We start from the raw sequence: 23,042 nt of genomic DNA on the forward strand, positions 1-23,042 counted from the left end.
TCCGCGGGCACCCCCGGACGGCGGTCCTCTCCCCAGGCCCAGCATCGAAGACGGGGCGGGACCCCCGCGCGCGGGGGCGCGCCGAAGGAGTGACCGGGGCCGGTGCTGGTGGGGGCGTGCCGAGGGGGGTGACACGGGCCGGTGGCTGCGGGGGCAATCGGGGGCGACCGGGGCCGGTGCTTGTGACGGTGTGCGGGGGCGACCGGGGCCGGTGCTTGTGACGGTGTGCGGGGGCGACCGGGGCCGGTGCTTGTCACGGCGTGCCGAGGGGGCGGCCGGGTCGGCGCCCGCAGGTCGCGCCGACGGAGCGACCGGCGATGGCGGCGTGATTCCACGCGCCCTCTCAGTGTGCCGCCGCCGCGACGCCGGGCCGGCTGCGGCCGCTCACCGTCAAGATGTGAATGCTGACGAGCAGCGACCAGGCCGGGAACACCAGCTCGGACCAGGGAACGGCGGCCGAGACGAAAAGCAGCGTCAGGGCGGTCAGGAAGCCCAGCAGGGCCAGCCATCGCGGCAGCACCCCGACGCGGTAGGCGATCGCCGACAGGGAGGACGTGCAGACCGCCGCCATCCGCATCGCGTACCCGGTCATCAGCGTGTACGCGAAGTGGCGGCCGAAGTCCCAGGTGGGCCCTCCGGGAGCGCCACCGGACGGGGAAGTGGTGTCCAGCACGGCCGTGGCGGTCGCGGCGGCCTCGAACAGCGTCGCCACGAAGATGAGCCCGCTGCCGAGGAACACGGTGGCGAGGAACTTGTCCTCGGCCGCCCCGACATGGGTCCGTACGACGCCGACGAACCACAGGAAGAAGATCCCGGCGAAGGGCACGAGCGCGAGCGCCGCTCGAACCGCGCCCTGCCGCACGGAATCGGCCGATGCCTCAGGGGCGGGCGCGTGGGAGCCCTCGGGAATGCCCAGCCGGATCAGCACGATGACCGCCGCAAGCAGGAGCGCGAAGACGACCCCTGCCAGCCCGGCGGCTCGTGGGGTCTGCAGTCCCCGCTGTGCCGGCCCCGTCGTCTGCATGCGCGCTCACTTCCTCTGCGGCGGACCCTGGCACCAGCAAGCCGTCGGCCGGGGGGAGCCGCCACCGGAAGGCGGCCGAACGGCAGACCGCGACCGGCTTCGCACGGCCGACGACCGCCGCACACGGATCCGCGCCCTGAGCACGGCCTGGCGGACTGCCACCGCCGCCGTCGCGGGGAGACGTGACACGGGAACTCGTCGGCGAAGGTCCCGCCTGACGGCCCGTCCGAAGCCAACGCACGTCTGATTCCAGCTAGTTGACCCCACATCAGTGCCGCGGCGCGGGTGTGTCGCGCCCTGCCGGTCGGTCGGCAGGCGGGCGGTGCCGTCCGAGCCCCGGGATGACGGGGCGTCAACGACACCATTACTCCAATCGGATTCTTCCTCATATTGTCGGTATGTCTCGTATGACACGAGTCGGTCGGATCTGTACTTTCGATCACGCATCGGTTCACAGCCGACGTGTCTGAGAACAGGAGAAGTGACATGGCAACGCGTTCCATCGCTGTTACCGCGGCCGTCGCGGCCGGCGCGGCCCTGGTGGCCACCGGCATCACGTACGCTTCCGCCGCTTCCGAGCCGGCCCAGGCCGCTGCCGTCTCGTCCGGGCTTCAGGGCAACAACGGAAATAACAACAACAACAACGACAACGGCAAGGGCAACGAGGGTTACGACCACGACCACGACAACAACGACAACGACCACAAGAAGAACTACGAGAAGAAGATCTACGTCAACGAGCGGGAGTACAACGCCCACGACCAGGGCTGCATCGTGGTCGTCAGCGGCCTTGGGGCGAACAGCCTCAACGTCCGCAACGACAGCAAGGAGACCGTCGAGGTCTTCAACGGTGCGACCTGCGACAACGGTGCTCCCATCGCCACGGTCGGCCCCCACAGCTCCAGCAACGGCCTGGTCCCCCGTCGCGTCCGTGGCGGCGTGAGGGTCCGGAACGGCGTCGTGGCCAGCTTCCGTGTCGTGCACCGCTTCGAGCACAACAAGGAAGACAACGACCACGACAACGACAACGACAACGACTACAACAACAACAACCACGGCAAGTGACACGTCACTCGCGCCGTACCGCAGAACGAGAACCCCGGCCCGCCGGAATCGGGCCGGGGTTCCGGTCTGCGCGGCCGCTGACCGGCGCGTTACACCCTAGAGCGTCGGGTGGCCCTGATAGGGATGTATCGCTCTCGTCTCGGCAAAGACTTCGAAAGTCGCGTAAACCCACCAAATGGGGGAATCTCGTACAAGGGCAGAGAGCATGAGAGAACTCGTGGAGAGGAGACGGCAGCGATGTCGTATCCGCAGCACTCCAGTGAGATGGGCCTGCACCCCGAGATGGCCGAGATGCGGGAGCGACTCGAGCGAGCGGCTTCCGGCAAGGCGATCATCATCGAGGGTCTGATCCTGCTGGCGGGCGTCTACGCCGCGATATCACCCTGGGTCGTGCACTTTTCGGGTGCCGAGCCCAATCTCACTGTCAACAACCTGATCGTCGGCCTCACCGTCGCCCTGATAGGGGTCGGCCTGGCCATGGTTCCGGAACGGATGCTCCGAATGGCATGGCTTGTCGCGCCACTCGGGGTCTGGCTGCTGATCTCGCCCTGGGTGGTCACCGCCTCCCACGGCGCACGGGCAGGCGTCCTCTGGAACAACTGCGTGGTCGGTGCGGTGACGCTCCTGCTGGGGATGGCCGCAATGGGTCTGACCATCGGCCTCGCCAACCGCGCTCGTCGATGAGCTGACCCGGCGCTCAAGCGGCGGACGTACCGCACAGTCCGAGCACCCGGATGAGGACGTCGTCACGGAACAGCGTGTGTCCTTGTGCCGTTCTGTGTTCCCGGTCGGGGCCGGCCGGTGTGAGCCGGTCGAGTGAACCGAGCAGCCCGGCCCCGTCCGCCGCGAGCTCCGAGAGGCCGAGTGCGGCCATCCGCCGTACGCCGTCTGCGCCGTGTCCGGGCAGAGGGCGGTACCCCACAACCGGCAGTCCCGAGGCCAGGGCCTGAACGGCGGTCTGACCGGCGGCGTTGTCCACCAGGGCACCGGCCGCACGCAAGAGGCCCGGCATGTCGGACACCCAGCCCAGCGCCACCGTGCCCGGCACGTCGGCCAGCTCGCGGCGCAGCCGTTCGTTCCGGCCGCACAGCGCCACGGGCAGGAAGCCACCCGCGGTCAGCAGCTCGGCGGTCGCGGCAAGGTGCGAGCCCACCCCCCAGGCGCCCGCGGAGAGCAGGACGGACGGGCGGCCCGGGGCATGCCGGGCGAACCGCTCGGACCACTGGGCCGCTCCCGGCGCCGGGGACAGGAACTCGGGCGCGACCACCGCGCCGGGCGCCTCGGCGGGCACGCCGATGTCCTGGCGCACCTCCCGTGCGGCGTCGTCCGTCAGGCAGAAGTAGGTGTCGTTCCCCGGATGGAGCCATTGCCGGTGAACGGCGAAGTCGATCACCAGGACGGCGCTCGGCACCGACAGCAGCCCCCGGGACCTGAGGTGGCCGGTGAGCTGCGCGGCGAGATGGAAGACGGGGACGACCACGTCCGCCCCGGTGCGCTCCGCGAGGTCCCGTAGGTGGTCCCCGGCCAGGCGGGCCAGCGGCACGCCGCTGGGCCGGTGACCGGTCCCGCGCCGCAGAAAAGCGCGGTACAAGGCGGCGTACGCCCAGGGGAAGTGCCGTACCGAGGACCGGTAGAAGCTTCGCAACCCGGCACCCAGGCCGTACGGCAGCAGGCCCAGGACGTCCACGACCTGGGCCTGATGGCCGTACTCGCGGGCGCGGCGCACGAGTTCCGCCGCTACCGTGTCGTGCCCGGATCCCATGCTGGCGCTGATGATCAGCACCCGCCTGGACGCGCTCATGGACCGCGCCGCTCACCGGCCGCCGGGGGAGCGGCGGCAGCCGTTCGCGTCGCCTGCCGTCGCCGAGCAGGGAAAAATACTGGCATCGGTACCGATTGTCCCTTTCCGTGCTCTTCCCTACATGTCCACGCGTTCCCAGCTCCGGGGCGGGGCGGGCGAGTGTCCGTCTCCCTTCCGCCCCGACCCGGGAGCACCAGCGTCCCGTCCGCCCATCCGGTTTCGCCGTCGCAGCCGAGGTCAGCCGCCATGTCCCATGCTCCCTCCCGCGCTGGATCGCCCCCCGACCTGCCCACGGCCGGGCCCGGCCAGACCGCTCGCCCGGGACGTCGGGGCCCCGAAGACCCACCGGTCCAGGGGGGCACGGCGCTCGTGACCGGCGCGTCCTCCGGTATCGGTGCCGCCGTGGTCCGTCGGCTGACCGCGGAGGGTGGCTGGAGGCTGGTCCTGAACGGCCGTGACGTGCCACGTCTCACGCGTGTCGCCGCCCAGGCACCGGCCGCCGTCTTCCCCGCGGACCTCACCCGGCCCGGCACCGACCGGCGGCTGGCCGAGTTCACACTCGAACGTGTCGGCCGAGTGGACCTGCTGGTGGCCGGAGCGGGTATCGGCTGGGCGGGTGATTTCACGACCATGCCCCCGTCCGCCATCGCCGAGGTGATCGAGGTCGATGTGCTCGCCACGATGCGCCTGGTACGGCATCTGCTCCCGCACATGGTGGAAGCCGGCTCCGGACGCGTGGTGATCATCGGCTCCTTCGCCGGCACCGTCGGTGTCCGCGGCGAGGCCGTCTACTCCGCCGCCAAGGGGGCCCTGGCCACCTTCGCCGACGCCCTGCGGTACGAGGTGCGGGGGACCGGCGTGGGGGTCAGCCTGGTCATCCCGGGAGTGGTGGACACCCCGTTCTTCGACCGCCGGGGCGTGCCGTACCGGCGGTCGAGACCCAGGCCGGTGCCGGCCGAGCGTGTCGCGGACGCCGTCTGGCGCGCCGTGGTCCGCGGCCGCGACGAGATCTACGTTCCCGGCTGGCTGCGGCTGCCCGCCCGGGTGCGAGGAGCCGCGCCGGGCGTGTACCGGCGGCTTGCCGCCAGGTTCGGGTGAGTGCCGGGTGGGCGTCCTCACCGTCGTACTCGCTCTGCTCACCGCGCTCTCCAACGCCACGGCCTCCGTTCTGCAGCGGAGGGCGGCGACGGACGAGGCCGAAGGCGGCCGTGGGATGCGACAGGCCGTCCGCTGGCTCGCCCATGTGCTGCGCCGGCCGTACTGGCTGGCGGGAACCGGCCTGCTCGCGTTGTCGACCGTGCTGCAGGCCTCCGCGCTGGCCGTCGGCAGCCTGTCCCTCGTCCAGCCCCTGTTGGCCAGCGAACTGCTGTTCACCCTCGCGGTCGGCAGTGCGGTCTTCCACCGGCGTCCCAACCGCCGTACCTGGCTGGCGTTCGCGGCACTCGTCCTCGGTCTCGCGCTCTTCCTGGGAGCGGCCGCGCCCACCGCCGGGCGGACCACGGTCGTACCGGGCCGATGGCCGGCGACGGGAGGGGCGGTGCTGTGCATCGTGGCGGTGCTCCTGTCGGCGGCCCTTGCGGTGATCGGCGCGCCACGGGCCGTCCTGCTCGGGCTGGCGTCGGCCGTGTCCTTCGCCGCCACGGCCGCGCTCATGAAGGAGGTCATGGGACAGCTCGGGCACGGAGACGGCGCGGTGCTGACGCACTGGCCGCTCTACGCCGGGATCGCCGCCGGAACGGTCGGCTTTCTGCTGCTGCAGAGCGCGTTGCGGGCCGGCTCCCTGACGTTCTCCCAGCCGGCCCTCACCCTGGGGGACGCACTGACCAGTGTGGCCCTGGGCTGGGTGCTCTTCGAGGAGCGCATCGCCCTGGGCATCCGGGTGCTGCCCGAAGCGGTCGGCGTGGCGCTCATCGGGGCGGGCAGCGTCGGGCTGGCGAGCGCCCTGGCCGCCGGCGGAACCTGGGACGCCGCACCGGGATGGCGGAACGGATCGGGTCCCGGTGCCCAGGAGCCGACGCCGCAGAGGTCGTGAACCGCGCCCGGGAAGGCGTGAACGGGCGCCGATCCGAGACCTCGGCCGTATGGGATCCCGGGGGCCGTGCAGCGGGCGGGGGCGCCTGCGGTGTGGGTTGCGGCCGTTGCCGCACGGGCGTTACCTGGAAGTAGCCCGGCGGTGAGAACAGAGCGCCGAGAGGCCACGGCACGGTCCGGCGGCCCGCGCTCTTCCGTGTGCTTCGGCAGCGACCCGACTGCCGCCGCCGTCATCCGGCGTGCGACGCGGAGGTGACCAGGTGAAAGCCGTCGTCTACGAGAAGCCTTTCAGCGTGGCGGTGCGGGAAGTCGACGATCCGCAGATCGAGCATCCGAACGATGTGATCGTCCGTGTCACGTCGACCGCGATCTGCGGCTCGGATCTGCATATGTACGAGGGCCGCACGGACGCGGAGTCGGGCATCGTCTTCGGCCACGAGAACCTCGGCATAGTCGAGGAGTTCGGCAGTGGCGTGGTCTCCCTGTCACAGGGCGACCGTGTCGTGATGCCCTTCAACGTCGCCTGCGGTTTCTGCAAGAACTGCCTTGCCGGCAAGACGGGTTTCTGTCTGACCGTCAATCCGGGCTTCGCGGGAGCGGCCTACGGATACGTGGCGATGGGCCCGTACAAGGGCGGTCAGGCGGAGCGGCTGCGCGTGCCCTTCGCCGACTTCAACTGTCTGAGCCTGCCGCCCGGACGCGACTTCGAGAACGATTTCGTCCTGCTCGCCGACATCTTCCCGACCGGTTACCACGGATGCGAACTCGCCCAGGTGTCGACCGGCGACAGCGTCGCCGTCTTCGGTGCCGGACCGGTGGGGCTGATGGCCGCCTACTCCGCTCTGCTGCGCGGTGCGTCGATGGTGTTCTCCGTCGACCGGGTGCCCGAGCGGCTCGCCAAGGCGGAGCAGATCGGAGCCATCCCCATCGATTTCACCAAGGGCGACCCGGCCGAGCAGATCAAGGAGCAGACGAACGGCAAGGGGACCGACAAGGGCGTCGACGCCGTCGGCTACCAGGCCCAGGCGCACGACGCCAGTCACGAGGATCCCGGCGCCGTCCTCAACGCGCTCGTCGAGACCGTACGGCCGACCGGCCTGCTCGGTGTGCCGGGCCTGTACGTGCCCTCCGACCCGGGCGGACCCGACGAACACGCCAAGCACGGCCGGCTGCTGGTCTCCATCGGCAAGATGTTCCAAAAGGGTCAGCGGATGAGCACCGGTCAGTGCAACGTCAAGCAGTACAACCGCCAGCTGCGCGACATGATCATGGCCGGACGCGCCAAACCCGGCTTCGTGGTCTCCGATGAACTGCCGCTCGACCAGGCGCCACGGGCCTACGAGAAGTTCGACAAGCGGGTCGAGGGCTGCACCAAGGTGGTGCTGCACCCCGGTCACGCCCTCGCGGCATGACCCGGGCGCCGCATGCTCGGCCGTCGTGAGGCCGGGGGCGTGCCGTAGCCGAAAGCCGAGGTGGGCGAAGGCGAAGAGCACGGCCTCCGTCGCGGTGGTCGCCGGTGCCGAACGGTGCGGGCGGACGGGGGAGTTGCCGGACCCGAGGGAGTCCCGGCAGACGGTGCGTCCCGTGACGACGGCCGGCCAGTCGCAGCCGCCCTGCGCCGGCCACTCCGTGACGTCGTCCCGCCGCGGCTCCGGCGAGTTGAGCGGCTTGCCGGGCATCTCGTCCGTCCGCTCGTCGCGCACGATTCCCTCGGCGACCAGGCATGCCACCACCTGCGTCCCGGGCCTCGGCCTCCTCGTGGCGGCGCCGATGTCGGCGCTCGTCGGGAAGCGGTCGCGCTCGCGTGCTCGAATTTACGTTCGATATCCTGGGGTGGGGAGGTGGGTCCCATGACGGCGAGCGCGACCACAGGCGGCACCTCGACGGTGATGCATGTGCGCTGCCCCGACGGTCTGCCCGAAGAGATCTACCGCCAGGTCCTGGAGCAGCTCGCGGATCTCTCCCCGGTCGTCCAGGCCCTGCCTCCCTCCGCCGCTCTGGTGGAGCTGAAGGGGGCGCTGCGCTATCACGGAACCGACCCCCGCGGGCTGGGGGAGGTGCTGCGCCTGCGCACGCTCTCCCGGCTCGGTGTCGACGTGCGGGTGGGGATCGGTCCGTCGATCACCGTGGCGGCCACCGCCTCCGGCCTGGTCGCCCCGCCCGGAGGGGTCCTCGCCGTGGATGCCGCAGACGTCACCGCATGGCTGGGCCCCCTGCCGGTGGAAGCCCTCCACGGCATCGGCCCCCGCCAGGCCGAGGCCCTGCGTGACTACGGCATCCACTGCGTCGGCCTGCTCGCCGCCGTGCCTCCGGCCACGGTGCAGCGGCTGCTGGGCGGCCGCAACGGGCGCCTGGCCGTCGAACGGGCCCACGGCATCGACCCGCGCCCCGTGGCCCCCCGGGCCCTTCCCGCCTCCGCCGCCGTCAGCCGAGTCTTCCCCGGCCACGCCCTGGACGGAGCCGAGGTCCGAGCCGCCCTGCTCGACCTGGTCGTACAGCTGGGGCATCTGCTGCGCCACAGAGGGCAGGCGGCCCGGGCCCTGACGCTGACCCTGCGGTTCGTCGGCGGCTCCCGCTGGGACAAGACCCGGCGGCTGCCGGAGGCGTCCGCGCACGACGACGACCTGCGGGTGACGGCGTACCGGCTGATCGACGCCGCGGGACTGCAGCGCGGGCGCCTGACCGGGCTGGTGCTCAGGGGTGACGACCTCGTCGACGCCGACGGGGTCGCCGAGCAGCTGAGCCTCGACCCCGCGCGTGCGTCCCGCCTGCTCGCGGAAGAGGCGGTGGACCGTGTCCGCGACAGGTTCGGCCCCGGCGTCATCGGCCCGGCCGCCACGCGCCTGCACGGTGCGTAGGAATCCACGGTAATCGGCAGCAATCGGGGGCGTTCGGCAACGGCCATGCCGTAACTGCGCTTGCCGCATGCTTCTTTGTGCCTCCATGCGCCCCCTTGGAACGAGGAATCCGGACGCCGAGAGAGGTTGCACTGGGCAGGAAACGACGCAAGTGCCACGTCGGTGGAACGTTTCTCCGACTTCCATGTGCTGATTGAGGCAGGTGGTATTCCATGAGCGGATCCATACCCACGCAGGAGCGAGCCTGGAAGAGTGGCGTTGCGCCAGGCATATTCCCCCTCGTGGGCCACGCCATCCCCCTGTTCCGCCGACCGCTGGCCTTTCTGAATTCCCTGCCCGCACACGGGGATCTGGTCGAGATACGTCTCGGCCCCCAGCGCGCCTGGCTGGTGTGCCACCCGGAACTGGCCCACCGCGTCCTCATGGACGCGCGCACCTTCGACAAGGGCGGCCCGCAGTACGACAGACTCCGGCCGTTGATGGGCAACAGCCTAGTCACCTCGTCCCACGACGAACACCGACGGCAGCGCAGGCTGATCCAGCCCACCTTCCATCCCTCCCGCATCGCCGGCTACACCCAGGTCATGGTGGAGGAAGCGGAGGCGGTGTCCCGAGCGTGGCGACCGGGGGAGAGGGCCGATGTCAGCGCGGCCATGCTGGGCCTGACCACCCGGGTGACCAGCCGCGTCCTCTTCTCGGACTCGCTGGACGCGGCGACCGTCGCCGAGGTGCGGGACTGCCTCGCCGCCCTGGTCAGGGGCCTGTTCATCCGTACCGTCGTGCCCGTCGCCCCCCTGTTCCGCATTCCGACCCCCGCGAACCGCCGCTATCGGCGGGCGTTCGACCGGCTGCACGCGATCATCGACTCGGTCGTCGACGAGCGCCGGCGCAGCCGTCATCGCGACGACCTGCTGGGAACCCTGCTGGAGGCCGAGAAGGACCACGGTTCGGCGTCGGCGGTCGGCGCACAGGAGATACACGACCAGCTGATCACCCTTCTGCTCACCGGAGTCGAGAGCACGGCCATGTGCCTGGGCTCGCTGTTCGCGCTGCTGCCCGGGCATCCTGAGGCCGAGCGGCGACTGCACTCGGAGGTCGACACGGTGCTCGCCGGAGGGCGGCGGCCCGGGATGGCGGACCTTCCGCGTCTGCTGTACACCCGCTCCGTCGTCGCCGAGACCCTGCGGACGTATCCGCCCGGCTGGTTGTTCACCCGGGTCACCACCAGGGACACGGAACTCGCCGGGGTGCGGATCCCTCAGGGCACCACCGTCCTGTACAGCCCTTACCTTCTGCACCACGATCCCGCGTCCTTCGCCGAACCGGACCGGTTTCTCCCGGATCGCTGGCTGCCGGGGCCCGCCGCGGTCGCCCGGCACGGCGCGATGCTGCCCTTCGCGGCGGGCAGCCGCAAATGCATCGGTGACACGTTCGCCCTGGCGGAGGCCACGCTGGCCGTCGCGGTGATCGCAGGCCGCTGGCGTCTGCGGCCGCTGCCCGGACACGCCGAACAACCGCGCCCGGCCGCCACCCTCGGGCCCAGGGCGCTGAAGATGATCTGTCAACCACGCCCCCGGGCACCGCTCGCCGAACCGCCGACGCCAGGCACCCGCGCCCAGGACGGATGCCCCGCGCACGCGGCGCGCTCGACTCCCGCACCCTGAGGGGAACGCGCGCCCGTCCCGCAGGTCTCCAGGGACCAGAGCAACCAACCCCCCCCGCAACCCGGGCAACGGTGACCCGCCGCCCACGGCACTTCGGGAAGAAGGTGACAACGGTGACCACGGCACACGAGGGCGGCGCGGCCGCATCGCACCCCCGGATACCGGCCGCAAGTCTGAAGGACCTGATCGAGGCCGAGCTCTACATGCCCTTTCCCTTTCTCAGCAATCCGCATGAGCACGAGGCGGCGGCCGGCGTCGAGAACTGGTTACACGCATACGGACTGACCGACGACCCGTCGGCGGCGGCGATGGTCGCCCATACCCGGCCCGCCGAACTCGCCTCCTACAACGGCCCCACGATGGACCCGGAACTCCTCCAGATCATGGCCAATCAGATCGCCTACCAGTTCGTCTTCGACGACCGGGCGGAAGAGGTCGGCCGGCGGCCGAGCCGGCTGATGCCGATGCTTTGCGAGAGCATCGGCATCCTCCGCGACGGAGGACGGCCCAGCACTCCGCTCGGGGCCGCACTCGCCGATCTTCAGCGCCAGGTCAGGGAGCGCTGCACCCCCGACCAGGCCGCGCGATGGGCATGGGCGGGCCGGGAGTACGTCCACGGACTGCTGTACGAGGCCGTCGCCCAGTCCGATCCCGTACGGCTGGGCACCGGTCTGTGCGCGTCGATCCGCTCGCTCACCGCGGGCGTCGAGCCGTTCTACCCCCTGTGCGAGGCCGCGTTGCACGGTGAGCTGGCGCCCCGGGAACTCGACCACCCCGCCGTACGGCGTCTGCGCCGGCTGTCGGCCGACGCGGCCGTATGGATACCGGACCTGTTCTCCGCGGTGAAGGAGCAACGCATCGGCGGAATGATCAACCTGGCCCTCGCCTACCGCCGGGAGTACCGCTGCTCCGTGCAGGAGGGCGTCATGCTGGCCGTGCGGCGGATCAACGGCACGATCACCGAGTTCGAGCGGCTCTCCCAGGAGACCGAGCCGGAGTTGAGTCCCCTGGGCATCGCCTATGTGGCAGGCATGGCGGGCTGGATTCGCGGCTGCTATTACTGGTCGCGCAGTGTTCCACGCTATGCGGACACATCGGCTGTGCCCGCCGGTCCACTGATATAAGCGGTGCGTCCCGTATCGGCGGCTCTTCCTTCCACGTGAGCCCAAGTGATGGGCCGACAAGCTCCATGCACGGCAGCGGGTTCACCCGCTTTACCCGGGATACGGAAGGGCAAAACACCGCACAGGGCGATTCACTCTTTCCAGAGATAAGGACTCCCCAAAGCCTCTACCGCGCGTCCACCTGGGCGTACGCTCGACGCTGACTTCCCAAGCTGACGGCAGGAAGCAGCACATGGTGGACGCAACCTCGTATCCGGTCATCGAACGCCGGGCCCTGCTCGAGCGCCATCGGGAACTCCACGGCCTCGACTCCGCGTTCTCGGGTCTCCGCGACGCCGCCGACGGAGGGTCCCCGGGACGACCGGGCGGACTGCTCGCCTTCACCGGATCGGCCGGACTGGGCAAGACGACACTCCTTGCCGAAGCGCGCGCCCGAGCCGTGGCACGGGGGTGCACGGTGCTGTCGGGCCAGGGCGGCGAGAACGAGAAGGGCATGGCGTTCCGCGTGGTCCGCCAGCTCCTGCAACCCGTCCTGGCGGCGATGGACGAGCCGAAGCGCCGAGAGCTGCTGGGCGGTTGGTACGACATCGTCGCCGCCGCCCTCGGTATCGAGGCGCAGGACGCCGCCCATGTGCCGGATCCGACCGGAGTGCGCGACGGCCTCGACTGGGTCATGACGCGCCTGGCGGTGCGCCGGGCGCCCCTCGTTCTGCTCCTGGACGACATGCACTGGGCCGACGAGGAGTCCCTGGGCTGGCTCGCCTCCTTCGCACCACGGGCGGACGACCTCCCCCTGCTGATCGTCGTCGCCTACCGGCCCGACGAACTGCCGCCCACGGCGTCCGGCTTCCGCTCGCTTGCCGAACGGCACGGGAACCGTCCCTACTCGCTGGCGCCGCTGACCGCCGACGGTGTCGCACGCATCGTCCGGCGGGAACTGGGCGAGGAAGCCGAGGACGCGTTCTGCAAAGAGTGCTGGGCCATCACCGACGGAAGCCCGTTCGAGACGGTGGAGCTGGCCATACGTCTCGGCGAGCGACGGGTGAGGGGTACGGAGCGTGACGTGCCCCTCCTGCGGGAGCTCGCCTCGGCGGTCAAGGGATCCGGGCTGGTCGAACGCCTCCAGCGCCTGGGCACCCCCACCGTCCGCTTCGCCTGGGCCGCCGCCGTACTGGGCACCTCCATCTCCCAGGAACTCGCCGCCGCCATCGCGGTGGTCGGCAGCGAGCAGGCCGCCGAGGCGACCGAGAAACTGCGCACCGCCCGGATCCTGGCGGACGGTCGCGGGACCGGGGACAACCTCGAGTTCGTCCACCCACTGATCGCCACGGCCGTCCACCGGGCCATCCCCCCGGCCCTGCGGGTCGGACTGCACAACGCGGCCGCCGAGGCCATCCGCACGGCGGGCCTCGGGGCCACGGCCGCGGCCCGGCATCTGCTGGAGGTTCCGTGCGAAGGCAACGCCGAGGCGGTCGAATGCCTGCGTGAGGCCGCCCGTGAATATCTGCGGGCGGGCGCTCCGGAGGCCGCCCGGCGTGTGCTGACCCGGGCCCTGCGGGAGCCGCCCGCCCCCGAGAAGCGCGCCGCCCTGCTCTACGAACTCGCCTGCTCCACCTTCCTGATCGAACCCACCGCCACGGTCGGCTATCTGCGCCAGGCGCTCACGGAACCCGTGATCCCCGACGAGCTGCGCGCCTCCCTCGTCTACCGGCTGACCCAGGCACTGGCCCATACGGACCGGGTGGCCGAGGCCGCGTCCGTGGCCGAGAAGGAGGCGCGGCTGGCTCCCCATCCCCGCACCCGACTGCGGATGCTGGCCGACCATTTCCAGTGGAGCTCGTGCCGTGCCGACGAACCCGACTCCTCCGCCCGTTCGCGCCGCCTCGCACGGCTGGCCCGGCGCCTGACCGGCCGCGGTCTGGAGGAGCGCTACATCCTGGGCCTGCGGTCCTGGGACGCTCTGCAGCGTGGCGAGCCGAGGGAGACCGTGCTCAGGTATGCCGAGGAGGCCCTGCGCGGCGGACTGAGCTGGACCGACGAGAACCGGGGCTTCGAGGTCCCCGTCTCCGTCGCACTGACGTTCATGTACTGCGACCAGCCACGACGGGCCGAGGAGCTGTTCACCCGGGGCATCGCCGAGTGCGAGGCGAAGGGCTGGCGCGGCTCCCATCTCGCGCTGGGCCAGACCCTGTTCGGCTATATCCGCCTCCGCCGCGGCTGCCTGGCCGAGGCGGAGGAACTGGTCCGGGAGGGCCTGCGTATCGCCGACCGGGTGGACGAGGGGGTGCCCGCCCAGTGGTTCGCGGTCGGCATCCTCCTCCAGATCCTGCTGGCACGCGGGCGGACCGCCGAGGCGCGCCGGCTCGCCGACACGCACCGCTACGGCGAGGTCGTTCCCAACGCCGTCATCTACCCCGACCCGCGAACGGTGTACGCCGAACTGCTTCTGGCGGAGGGACGACACGGTGAGGCGGCGCATCTGCTGCATGCCGTGGGGGAGTGGCTGGAGTCACGAGGCTGGCGCAATCCGGCGTGGTGCCCGTGGCTGCTGGACCTGGCCTCCGCGCTCGCCCCCACCGCCCCCGAGCGGGCCGCCCGCCTGGCCCGGGACGCCGTCGGACGGGCACGGGAGTTCGGCGCGCCGTCCGTCATCGGCCAAGCCCTGCGCATCCAGGCCGAGACGGCGGCCGGAGCGGCCGCGCTCGAGCCGTATGCCCAGGCCGTCGCCCACCTGGAGTGCTCACCCGCCTCCTACGAGCTGGCCCGTGCGCTGGTCGGCCAGGGCGCCGCACTGTTCCGGAACGGACAGCCCCACCAGGCCGCGGACCGGCTGTACCGGGGTCTGGAAGCCGCCGTCCACTGCGGCGCCGATGGGCTGGCGGCCCGGGCGAGGGAGGAACTCTCCGCGGCCGGGCTGCGACCACTGCCCCTGCGGTACGCGCAGACGGACACACTCACCGCCCAGGAACGAAGGGCCGCCGAAATGACGGCCCGAAGCCACTCGGTGGCGGTGGTCGCCAAGGAACTCCGGCTCACCGAACAAGGCGTGCGGCAGCTGCTCTCCTCCGCCTACCGGAAGATCGGCACCGATTCCACCGGACTCGCGGGAGCCCTGGAGTCCTTCCCCCGCCCCCGGCTTTCCGGCGCCCCTGAGTGACGGCCGTGCACCGAAAGCCCCCGACGCTGACGTACCTGCTGTACAGGGGCGAGGCCGTGGTGGCCCTGGAGGCCCTGGCAGCGCACGGCCCCACGGCACTGTGACGGGCGGTGGCAGCGGCCGGTGATGGTCGACCGTGACGCGGCCGGGCCGCCAGGTGTCGCCTGCGCCAGGTGCCGGCTACGCCCGCTGTCCGTCCGTTGCCGACCGGCGCACGCGCAGGGGCCGAATCGCGGTCAGAACGGCGGCCACGACGAGCACGAAGGGAAGCGCCCCGGCCCACGAGGGCGCCGCCCGGCGCAACGCCATGGCGGCCGCGGCGCCGGCGATGAGGGCTCCGAGCCGGGCGGGCACCCATCGGTCCGGTCGCCCCCTGCCGACGCCGTGCACGATGTATGTGGCCAGCGTTCCGGTCAGATAGGTGGTGGGAGCGGCGGCCCGTCCGGCGGCCACCATCGCCGCTGCCTGTGCGCCCATGGCCACCGCGGCCCCGGCCTGAAGGGCGTCCTGGGTCACCCCGTCAGGTGCGCCGCCCGAGGCCGCCCAGACGCCCGCTCCCACCGCGAGAAGCGCGGCCTCGCCGATCAGGCAGTACATCACCCGTGGAGGCCAGTGTGTGGCGAAGCCCGTCCGGCCGTGGGTCACCCAGGCGACCAGCCCGGCGCCCGCGCCGAAGCCCGCCAGGGCCAGCAGAGCGGAGACGGTGCCCGTGCCTCCGGCGCGGCCGATGGCCATTCCCAGCAGGGCGAGGTTGCTGGTCATGACACCGGCGAAGACATGGTCGAGCGCGGTGAACGAGATGGTCTCCACCGCACCGGACGCGGCCACCAGCGCCACCACCGCGATCCGGATCTCGCGTCCCGGGCTGCCCTCCGGTTCCCCGTGGTCCTCCATCGCCGCTCCTCTCGACGGTAGTCACCGAGGGTAACCGTTGGTGAGCCCGGTCTCGTGGACCTGCGCTCCAGGTCCGGGCGCGGGCGCTCAGACCCTGCGCCAGCGGGCCAGGGCGAAGGAGAACAGGCCGAACAGTGCGAGCCCGGCGGCGACCAGCACCAGCAGCCACGGCCCGAACGGCGTGTCTGCAAAGGAGCGGAGCGTGTCGTCCAGTCCCTTGGCCCGGTCGGGCCGGTAGTCGACGGCCGCGCGCACCGCGAAGCCCCCCGCCGCGGCGAAGACCACCCCTCGTGCCGCGCCTCCGCCGACGCCGGTGACGTCCACCAGCCGACGGACCCGCGCAGACATCCCGCCGGACTCGAGCTTGTCGTGGAAGTCGCGGCGAACGGCCCGGACGCCGACCCACACGCCCGCCACGACGATGCCGACCGCGGCGGCGCCGACTATCCACTGTCCGGCCGGCATCCCGAGCGCTTTGGCCGTGACATCCCGGGACTGCTCGTCGCTGGAGCGGCCCCCGTCGCCGGAGCCCGCGGCGAACGACAGCACCGAGTAGGCGACGCATGCGTAGAACACGGACCGGACGACGGCCTGCAGGCGCTTCGTCGCCTTGCGGCCGTCCGGCCCGGCCGACCCGAACAGCGCCTCGGACAGCCGCCACAGCGCCATCCCGGCGAGCCCGATGCCCAGGGCCCACAGGAGAACGGCACCGAACGGCTCGGCCGCGATCTCGGCGACGGCCCCGCTGCGGTCGGCCTGCTGCCCGCCGTCGCCGAAGGCGATCCGCAGGGCCAGGAAGCCGACCAGCAGGTAGATCACTCCGCGTGCGGTCAGCCCCGCCCGGGCGGCACTCCGCGTCAGCGAGCCCTTGGCCGCGCGCCGGGCCCGTACCCGGCCGACCTGCGTCATCGCACTTGTGTCCATCTCGACCTCCCCGAAACCGGATGCCCCGGCGGTGGTCGGACATACACCCCGCCGCCCGTCACCGTCGCGGCGCCGGCGCGTGCGCAGGGAATGCGAGGGCGGAACCAGCTGTTACCGCCACGTGGCTGACATGCGCGAGTCAAGGTCGCGGATGTGAGTGAAAGGAGAACTCATGGCACGCAGCACCGCGCGCCCGGTCGTCAGGCTGAAGTCGACGGCCGGCACCGGCGTCACCTATGTGACGCGCAAGAACCGACAGCACCACCCCGACCGGCTGGTGCTGCGCAAGTACGACCCGGTGGCCGGCCGGCACGTCCTCTTCCGCGAGGAGCGCTGAACCGGATCGGAGTCGGCGCTCGGACGGCCGAGGCGAGCTATCCGTTGCGCCGGCCGGTCGCACGTCGCCGACGCCCGGCCGCCTCGCCGGCAAGGCACCCGGCCCCTCTCCGTCTCGCGCGGAGGAGGGGCCGGTCCCGTTTCGCCGTCCCTTGCCCGCCCGGCTGTGCGGCGGGGACGCGGGTGCGGTGCGCGCGCCGACAGCCGAGCCGGCACCTCAGACGGCCGTGAGGCCGCCGTCCACGGCGAGCACCGCACCCTGGACATAACTCGCGGCGTCGCTGGCCAGGTAGGCGATCTCCCGGGGTTCTCCCGGGGTTCTCCCGGGGTTCGGCCGGCCGCCCGGCTGGCGCATCCGCGGCGAGGGCGTCGAGGTCGTCGCCCAGGCCGGCGGTGCCCTCCGTACGCGTCGGGCCGGGCGCCACCCGTTGATCCGGACCCCACGCGGGCCGAACTCGGCGGCCCACGCCTTGGTCAGCAGGTCCAGCGCCGCCTTGCTGGACCCGTACAGACCCAATCCCGCGAAGCCCCGCGCGGCGGCCACGGTCCTGACGTTCACGATCGCTCCGCGCCCGCGTTCGGCCATCGCCGGGGCCAGGGCGGCCACCAGCTGGTACGGGGCCATCACGTTCAGCCCGTAGACGGCGTCCATGTCGCCCTGCGTTGTCTGCTCCGTCTGGCTGAAGGGAAAGATGCCCGCGTTGTTGACCAGGATGTCCACCGAGCCGCCGCCCAGGCCCACGGCCTCCCCGGCCAGTTGCCGTACCGACTCCGGCTCACCCAGATCGGCCGCTACGAAGTCGGCTTTGCCGCCCCGGTCGCGGATGCCGGCGACCACGGACTCGCCACGGGCCGGGTGCCGTGGTCGGCGGACACCGCGGGGTTACCTGACCGGGGATGGGCACGGCGGCGTTTCCCGCTCCTGTGGCCGTGCAGGTCCGCCGGTCTCCCAGCCAGTGGCTGACAGCCCGGAATCCGCGTCCGGGAACGCACGCCGCCTACCGGCGGGCACGCGACCGAGCCGTGTCGCCCATACGAGTGGTGGCCTAGCGCACGCGTCGCCGATGCGAGCGGCGGGACAAGCGCACGCCCCACAGCACCAGGTTCAACACGAAGATCACGATTCCGATGATCAGGAGGTAGGTGAGCCCCTTGACCACCGCTCCGATGAGCCCGAGGATGATCGCCACGAGGATCAGCAACAGGAAGAACACCATGGATGAACACATCCTCCGGCCGGTGGTGCGGATGACGGGTCGCCGCGGCGGGCAACGTGCCGGTCGGCCGTCGGGCGTCTCCGCGCCGGGGCGCGTCGGCGCCGGGGCAGGCCGGCGTCACGGCAGTCAGCCCCGCGCGAGGCGGCGTCCGCGCTCTGCCCCGGGCTGGTAGGCCTTGTCGTAGTGCTGGAAGATCTCGGCTTCACGCTCGGCCGGCAGGATGTCGTCCACGCCGATGGACGGCGCCTTCCTCACCAGCCCCCTCGAATGCGCCACCTTGACGTAGCCCGGACCGAGGGTCGCCTCGTCGAGGGGGACGAAGACGAGCCGCTGCCGGGTCGGCAGCCCGGTACGGACGGTGGCCATGGACGGCGCGTCGGTGGTGGTGTCCACGTAGACCGCTTCCAGCGCCCCGATCCTGCGCCCTTTGGGGTCCACCACGTCGCGGTTGCGCCATTCACGGATGTCGGCGGAATGGATCATGCCTCGCTCCTTGCGGCCCGCGGCTCCCACAGGCACCCCAAGCCGAGGGGAGCGGCTGTGCGAAAGCCGGCACTGTCTTCACTGTACGTCCGCAGAGCCTCAACCAGCGGCTACGGCCTCACGGCGGCGGGGCGCCGTGAGGCCGTATGCCCCGGGTGGCGGCTGCCCCGGGTGGCGGCCGTCAGCGCAGTGCCTCGTACACCGAAGCGGTGGTGAAGCCGTACACCAGATGCGGTACCACGTCCGACGCCCAGGACGTCAGGTCCCAGGAGGCCGGATCGGTCACCTTCAGAGCGAAGGCCGGGAGGTCGCTGCCCGCCATGGCGGCCGCGCCGGGCAGCGGCCCGGCCGTCCAGGGCGAGGGCGGGCCGCCCAGGCGCCGCCGCAGCCCGTACGCGCATCCGACGCCCAGGCCGGTGACGTATCCGAGCACGGCGCCGACGGCTTGCTCACGGTTGGACTTCGCTTCCCCCTCGCCCAGTCCGGCGCCGGTGCGGTCGGCGAGGCGATCGGCGACCTGGGCCGGCATGTCGCTGGACGGCCGCCCTCGAAGCAGCATGTCGCCGTAGGTGGCCAGGCTCAGTGCGACGGTGCCGACCGCCCCGGCCGGCAGGCCTTTGGTCACGGGCTGCATACGCGGCACTCCCTTGGTGCGGGTGCGGCTGTGCCGGACAGATCCTTCGGGTTTCGTCGTCGGCCCCCGGCAAACGGAGCGGAGGAGAGGTTCTCGGTGCGGACGCGTCCCGCGGAGGCGTCCGGCCCGCCGCGCGGGAGGAGGCGTGGCGTGCGCTGCGGGACGATGGTGGGGCGGGCCGCCTTCCCCCGGCAGGCTTCGCCGGAAGCCATGACCATCGCCTCCGGCCTGCCGCGGGTGTGGCGGCCGGGAGGTGGTGTCATGACCATCAGCCGGCTGGGACTCGTCGTGCACGGGGGCCGTCCACAGGCGGTGGCCGGGGCGCGAACCGTACGGGAATGGTGCGCCCGGCACGCCATCGGGTGCGTCGACATCGACGTGTGGCAGGACGGGGGAGGCCGCCGCCACGCCCGTGAGGAAGTGCAGGCGGCGGGCGGTCCGGAGCTCATCGTGACGCTTGGCGGGGACGGCACCTTCCTGCGGGGTGCGCGCATCGCCGCCCAGAACGACGCCATGGTGCTGGGCGTCGACGTGGGCAGGGTCGGTTTCCTGACCGAGACCCCGGTCACCGAAGTGGCGCAGGCGCTGGACGCGGTCCAGGCCGGGAGATCCGAGTGCGAGGAACGCATGATGCTGATGCTGCGGTCCTCCAGGCTGCTGGAGATACCCGTCGGGATGGAGCAGACCCTTTGCTACGGGCGCGGCCCGGCCCTCCCGCCGCCCCAGCCGCAGCCGCGGGCGAAGGCGGAGGAGGACGGCTCCTGGGGCATTCCGCTGGACGTCAACGCCCTGAACGACGTCGTGGTGGAGAAACTGGCGCGGGATCGGCAGGTCGGTGTGGGGGTCTACATCTCGGGCCGGCTGCTGGCCTCGTACTCGGCCGACGGCGTCATCCTCGCCACCCCGACCGGCTCCACCGCCTACAGCTTCGCCGCGGGGGGACCGGTGCTCTCCCCCCGGATGCGGGCCCTGATCTTCACCCCCGTCGCCCCGCACATGGCCTTCAACCGCACGGTGATCGCCAACGTGGACGAGCCGATCGCCCTGCGGGTGCTGCCCCACTCCGGACGGGCGGCGGTCAGCGTGGACGGGCAGTCGCGCGGCATCCTCGAGCCCGGCGACTGGATCGGGGTGGCCGCGGCCCCACGGCCCCTGCGCCTGGTCAGGCTGGCCCCCGCGAACTTCTACGGGCGGCTGAGGGAGCGGATGCGGCTCACCGACGCGCCCGCGACGGCTGCCGACGGGGAAGCGGCACCCGTGTTCCGGCCCGCGGGCCCGCTGCCGGACGACCTGCGGCACCTGCATCTGCCCCCGGCTCCGTGACCTGCGGCGCGGGACCCCGGAGGGCCCCGCGCCGAAAGGCCGTCGGCACCACATGGGGAGGTGCCGGACGGCGGCCGTTGTGTGACGGGACGTCAGCCGTGGAAGGAGATGTAGCCGTTGCCGTCGCGGTCCGAGCCGGACTTGGTGTAGGAGTGGACGTCGGCACGGCTGCCGGAGGGCTTGTACAGGTAGATGGTGTCCTTGTCGTTGTTCCAGATGAAGTTGCAGTTCTGGCGGTAGACGACGTTCCCGGAGTCGGAGTCCGTGCCGTGGCCTCCGCGCAGCTTCACGTAGTCGCCCGGCTCGAGGTAGTGGTTGGCGGGGAAGGTGAAACGGTTGCCGGCGGCGTCCTTGACCACGTACCCCTTGAGGTTGACCGTCGTGCCGCGGGAGTAGTTCTTGATCGTCAGGTACTCGTCCTTCGTGTTGCCCCGGGAGCAGCTGTTGGAGTCCCGCCCGGGCGCGTCGTACTGAACGCCCTTGAGTTTCAGGGCCGACGAGTACTCGGTGGCCTGCGCCGGAACGGCGGCGACGGCGACGAGCGTCCCGGCAGTGGCGGCAGCGGCCAGCACAGAGCGTATGCGCATGAGGAATCCCCCCTCGATGGTGCCGATGAGCGCGAGGAGCCTACCCAACGCGTAAGTGTCAGGTAAGTAGGGGGTGTTGAAGAAGTGGGGGGAGTGTGAAGACGGCCGGGGGCGGGAGCCGGTCCGGAGAGCGGAGCTCCCGTCCGGCCTCGATGTGCGCCGCCGGATGCGTGTGGGATATGCTCGACCTCGAACAGGCCGCCCGGCAACCGGTGCTGTGCCATGCGTTGGTGGTCCAAGGAAAGACGCCCCGCTTCCTGCGGGGAGATGCAGGTGCAAGGCCTGCCCGGCGCTCGACGGAACCCCGCTCCCCGTACCGGGAGCGGGGTTCTCCGTCTGCCCTGCCGCCGACGGACGTCAGCAGCCTCCGCAGTTGTAGTAGAGGACGTCCCAGTGACTGCCCTCGTCGGCGTAGATGTTGCCGGAACCGGACCGGTACTGGGGTGCGCCGTCGCCCCGCAGGCCGATGTAGGTGAAAGAGCCCTTGATGTAGTTGGTGATGCAGGTGTTCTTGCCGTAATCGAGTTTGTAGCCGTTCCAGTGCGAGTACGTGCCGGCGGCATGGCCGGCCTCGGTGCCTCCGGTGATGTTCAGCGCGCAGCCGGAGGCACGCTTGAGGGTCTGGGCGCCCTGGGCCGTGGCGAGGTTGAGCTGCTCGAAGGACGTACAGGTCGGATTGTTGCGGTCGGAGCAGTTGCCGGAGGACGACCAGGTGATGCCGACCTGGCGGAACATCGAGGTGGCCGTGGCGTGAGAGATCTTGGTGACGGTGACGGCCTGGGCGCCGTCCTGGGCGGCGAGCGCGTCGCCGGAGCCGCCGAGTACGGCCAGCCCGGGTGCGACGGTGAGTGCGAGGGCCGTGAGGGCGGAGCGCATCTTCATGCGGGGACCTTCCTGCGGTGGGGCCGTGCATCCTGTGGGATCGGCTGTGCAGGTGGTGCACGGAGATGGTGCCCGAGGTCTACGCGCGTTCGCCAGAGGGCGGGTCAGGACGGTCCGACGCGACGTCCGTCCCGCTGTGACGTCGTGGGTTCTCCGTCCCGGCCGCGCCCGCCGGTGGCGTCCGTCAGGCTGTGCGCGCGAAGACGGGAAGGTAGCCGCGGGACTGCCCGAGTGAGGTGGGATGGTACGACTCGACGGGCGCCAGCAGGTTGACGCTGCGCATCCAGGGGCTGGGCGAGCAGATCTCGTGACCCCTGAAGGCGGCGCCTACGTCGGCGAATGTGTACCCATGGTCGGCGGCGCGCTTCGCGGTCACGGTGTTGAGGTGGTCGACGGCGCTGTTCAGGGCGGACCGTGAGGCGTCGGTGATGCCGCCCGCACAGGTGCCGTGGAGCTTGTACAGGTGGGGATAGCCGAGGATCACCACATGGGCGGCCGGGGCCTTCCTTCTGATGGTCGAGTAGAGACGGTCCAGATCGTGCGGGAGGGTGCCGTCCATGTAGGTGCGCGCCTCGGCCACCGCGGACAGGCAGGCGTTGGTGCCCCGCAGCACGCAGGTCGTCACGACGTGGCCGAAGCCCGAGTCGCTGCCCCCGACGGTGACGCTGACCAGGCCGGTGCGCGAGCCGAGCGGGCCGAGCTGATGGTCCATGACATCACTCGTGCGGGCGCCGTTGCACGCGGTGAAGCTGAACGACGACCGTGGATGGGATGCGGCCCACAGGGCGGGATACGCCCGACTGCTGCGCAGGCAGCCGCCGCTGCCGGCCAGGTAGTTGCCGGCTCCGACCCCCGAGGAGTAGGAGTCCCCGAGGGCCACGTAGCCGGTGGCCGCTGCTTGCGGGGCTGCCTGCGCCGCGGCGGTACCCGTGAGGGCGCAGGCGGCGGAGAGGAGGAGCGAGGACACACATGCCGCGATTCGGGACTGTCTCATAGCCCTCGCTTAGCACGTCCGGGCCCACCCGGACGTGCTCGACG

The 23,042-nt window shown here is 71.5% G+C and carries 21 protein-coding genes and 1 pseudogene; 11 read left to right on the forward strand and 11 right to left on the reverse strand.

Translation table 11 applies throughout. The features are described from left to right. Positions 1–343 precede the first annotated feature (343 nt). Positions 344–1,024: a hypothetical protein gene (locus LZ604_RS24665; protein ID WP_234517641.1), complete on the reverse strand. Its 681-nt coding sequence runs from the start codon at positions 1,022–1,024 to the stop codon at positions 344–346. A 486-nt stretch (positions 1,025–1,510) separates the two neighbouring features. On the opposite strand from LZ604_RS24665, the gene LZ604_RS24670 reads away from it, so the two are divergent. Together LZ604_RS24670 and LZ604_RS24675 are read left to right on the forward strand one after the other, a co-directional pair. Beyond that, positions 1,511–2,089 (forward strand): hypothetical protein, encoded by a 579-nt coding sequence (locus LZ604_RS24670; RefSeq protein WP_234517642.1) that lies wholly within the window; start codon positions 1,511–1,513, stop codon positions 2,087–2,089. Positions 2,090–2,326: 237 nt separating this feature from the next. Next, positions 2,327–2,773, forward strand: coding sequence for an SPW repeat protein (locus tag LZ604_RS24675; protein WP_234517643.1), 447 nt, complete (start codon positions 2,327–2,329; stop codon positions 2,771–2,773). A gap of 13 nt (positions 2,774–2,786) precedes the next feature. Here the strand turns inward: LZ604_RS24675 and LZ604_RS24680 are convergent, their stop codons facing one another. After that, positions 2,787–3,890, reverse strand: coding sequence for an MGDG synthase family glycosyltransferase (locus LZ604_RS24680; protein WP_234517644.1), 1,104 nt, complete (start codon positions 3,888–3,890; stop codon positions 2,787–2,789). A 246-nt stretch (positions 3,891–4,136) separates the two neighbouring features. On the opposite strand from LZ604_RS24680, the gene LZ604_RS24685 reads away from it, so the two are divergent. The 7 genes from LZ604_RS24685 to LZ604_RS24715 all read left to right on the forward strand — a co-directional run bounded on the left by LZ604_RS24685 (position 4,137) and on the right by LZ604_RS24715 (position 14,724). Beyond that, the gene (locus tag LZ604_RS24685; protein ID WP_234517645.1) at positions 4,137–4,988 is read left to right on the forward strand and encodes an SDR family NAD(P)-dependent oxidoreductase; all 852 of its coding nucleotides are present in this window, start codon (positions 4,137–4,139) and stop codon (positions 4,986–4,988) included. Positions 4,989–4,995: 7 nt separating this feature from the next. Then, a complete protein-coding gene (locus LZ604_RS24690) occupies positions 4,996–5,922 on the forward strand; it encodes a DMT family transporter (protein ID WP_234517646.1) in 927 nt (308 codons plus the stop codon). A gap of 259 nt (positions 5,923–6,181) precedes the next feature. Beyond that, on the forward strand, positions 6,182–7,333 hold the full coding sequence (locus LZ604_RS24695; protein WP_234517647.1) for a glutathione-independent formaldehyde dehydrogenase: 1,152 nt from the start codon (positions 6,182–6,184) through the stop codon (positions 7,331–7,333). A 438-nt stretch (positions 7,334–7,771) separates the two neighbouring features. After that, a complete protein-coding gene (locus LZ604_RS24700) occupies positions 7,772–8,779 on the forward strand; it encodes a DNA polymerase Y family protein (protein ID WP_234517648.1) in 1,008 nt (335 codons plus the stop codon). 281 nt (positions 8,780–9,060) lie between these two features. Further along, positions 9,061–10,443: a cytochrome P450 gene (locus LZ604_RS24705; protein ID WP_234517649.1), complete on the forward strand. Its 1,383-nt coding sequence runs from the start codon at positions 9,061–9,063 to the stop codon at positions 10,441–10,443. A gap of 113 nt (positions 10,444–10,556) precedes the next feature. Then, positions 10,557–11,567, forward strand: coding sequence for a (-)-alpha-amorphene synthase (locus LZ604_RS24710; protein ID WP_234517650.1), 1,011 nt, complete (start codon positions 10,557–10,559; stop codon positions 11,565–11,567). 232 nt (positions 11,568–11,799) lie between these two features. After that, complete coding sequence (locus LZ604_RS24715) at positions 11,800–14,724, forward strand: ATP-binding protein (protein WP_234517651.1); 2,925 nt, start codon at positions 11,800–11,802, stop codon at positions 14,722–14,724. 180 nt (positions 14,725–14,904) lie between these two features. On the opposite strand, the gene LZ604_RS24720 is transcribed toward LZ604_RS24715, so the two are convergent. Next, positions 14,905–15,618, reverse strand: a complete 714-nt coding sequence (locus LZ604_RS24720; RefSeq protein WP_234517652.1) for a DUF1275 family protein — start codon at positions 15,616–15,618, stop codon at positions 14,905–14,907. A gap of 87 nt (positions 15,619–15,705) precedes the next feature. Further along, complete coding sequence (locus LZ604_RS24725; protein WP_234517653.1) at positions 15,706–16,542, reverse strand: DUF1206 domain-containing protein; 837 nt, start codon at positions 16,540–16,542, stop codon at positions 15,706–15,708. Between the two features lie 172 nt (positions 16,543–16,714). Between LZ604_RS24725 and rpmG the strand changes: the two genes are divergently transcribed. Beyond that, the gene (rpmG, locus tag LZ604_RS24730; RefSeq protein ID WP_234517654.1) at positions 16,715–16,879 is read left to right on the forward strand and encodes a 50S ribosomal protein L33; all 165 of its coding nucleotides are present in this window, start codon (positions 16,715–16,717) and stop codon (positions 16,877–16,879) included. 216 nt (positions 16,880–17,095) lie between these two features. On the opposite strand, the pseudogene LZ604_RS24735 reads toward rpmG, so the two are convergent. The 4 genes and pseudogenes from LZ604_RS24735 to LZ604_RS24750 form a co-directional block, all read right to left on the reverse strand. Then, a pseudogene (locus LZ604_RS24735) lies at positions 17,096–17,728 on the reverse strand (SDR family NAD(P)-dependent oxidoreductase); the annotation flags it as partial. A 196-nt stretch (positions 17,729–17,924) separates the two neighbouring features. Next, on the reverse strand, positions 17,925–18,095 hold the full coding sequence (locus tag LZ604_RS24740; RefSeq protein ID WP_234517656.1) for a hypothetical protein: 171 nt from the start codon (positions 18,093–18,095) through the stop codon (positions 17,925–17,927). A gap of 126 nt (positions 18,096–18,221) precedes the next feature. Then, positions 18,222–18,578 carry a PRC-barrel domain-containing protein gene (locus LZ604_RS24745; RefSeq protein ID WP_234517657.1) on the reverse strand — a complete coding sequence of 119 codons (357 nt, stop codon included), beginning with the start codon at positions 18,576–18,578 and terminating at the stop codon, positions 18,222–18,224. Positions 18,579–18,759: 181 nt separating this feature from the next. Next, the gene (locus tag LZ604_RS24750; protein WP_234517658.1) at positions 18,760–19,212 is read right to left on the reverse strand and encodes a hypothetical protein; all 453 of its coding nucleotides are present in this window, start codon (positions 19,210–19,212) and stop codon (positions 18,760–18,762) included. A 261-nt stretch (positions 19,213–19,473) separates the two neighbouring features. On the opposite strand from LZ604_RS24750, the gene LZ604_RS24755 reads away from it, so the two are divergent. Beyond that, positions 19,474–20,535 (forward strand): NAD(+)/NADH kinase, encoded by a 1,062-nt coding sequence (locus LZ604_RS24755; RefSeq protein WP_234517659.1) that lies wholly within the window; start codon positions 19,474–19,476, stop codon positions 20,533–20,535. A 92-nt stretch (positions 20,536–20,627) separates the two neighbouring features. Here LZ604_RS24755 and LZ604_RS24760 read toward each other — a convergent pair whose 3' ends face one another. The 3 genes from LZ604_RS24760 to LZ604_RS24770 form a co-directional block, all read right to left on the reverse strand. Beyond that, positions 20,628–21,122: a lamin tail domain-containing protein gene (locus tag LZ604_RS24760; RefSeq protein WP_234517660.1), complete on the reverse strand. Its 495-nt coding sequence runs from the start codon at positions 21,120–21,122 to the stop codon at positions 20,628–20,630. 357 nt (positions 21,123–21,479) lie between these two features. Continuing rightward, complete coding sequence (locus tag LZ604_RS24765; protein WP_234517661.1) at positions 21,480–22,004, reverse strand: hypothetical protein; 525 nt, start codon at positions 22,002–22,004, stop codon at positions 21,480–21,482. 184 nt (positions 22,005–22,188) lie between these two features. Continuing rightward, entirely contained in the window at positions 22,189–22,998 is an 810-nt protein-coding gene (locus LZ604_RS24770; RefSeq protein WP_234517662.1) for an SGNH/GDSL hydrolase family protein, read from the reverse strand. Positions 22,999–23,042 lie beyond the last annotated feature (44 nt).

Source organism: Streptomyces glomeratus (assembly GCF_021462825.1).
In the GTDB taxonomy this organism is placed as follows: domain Bacteria; phylum Actinomycetota; class Actinomycetes; order Streptomycetales; family Streptomycetaceae; genus Streptomyces; species Streptomyces glomeratus.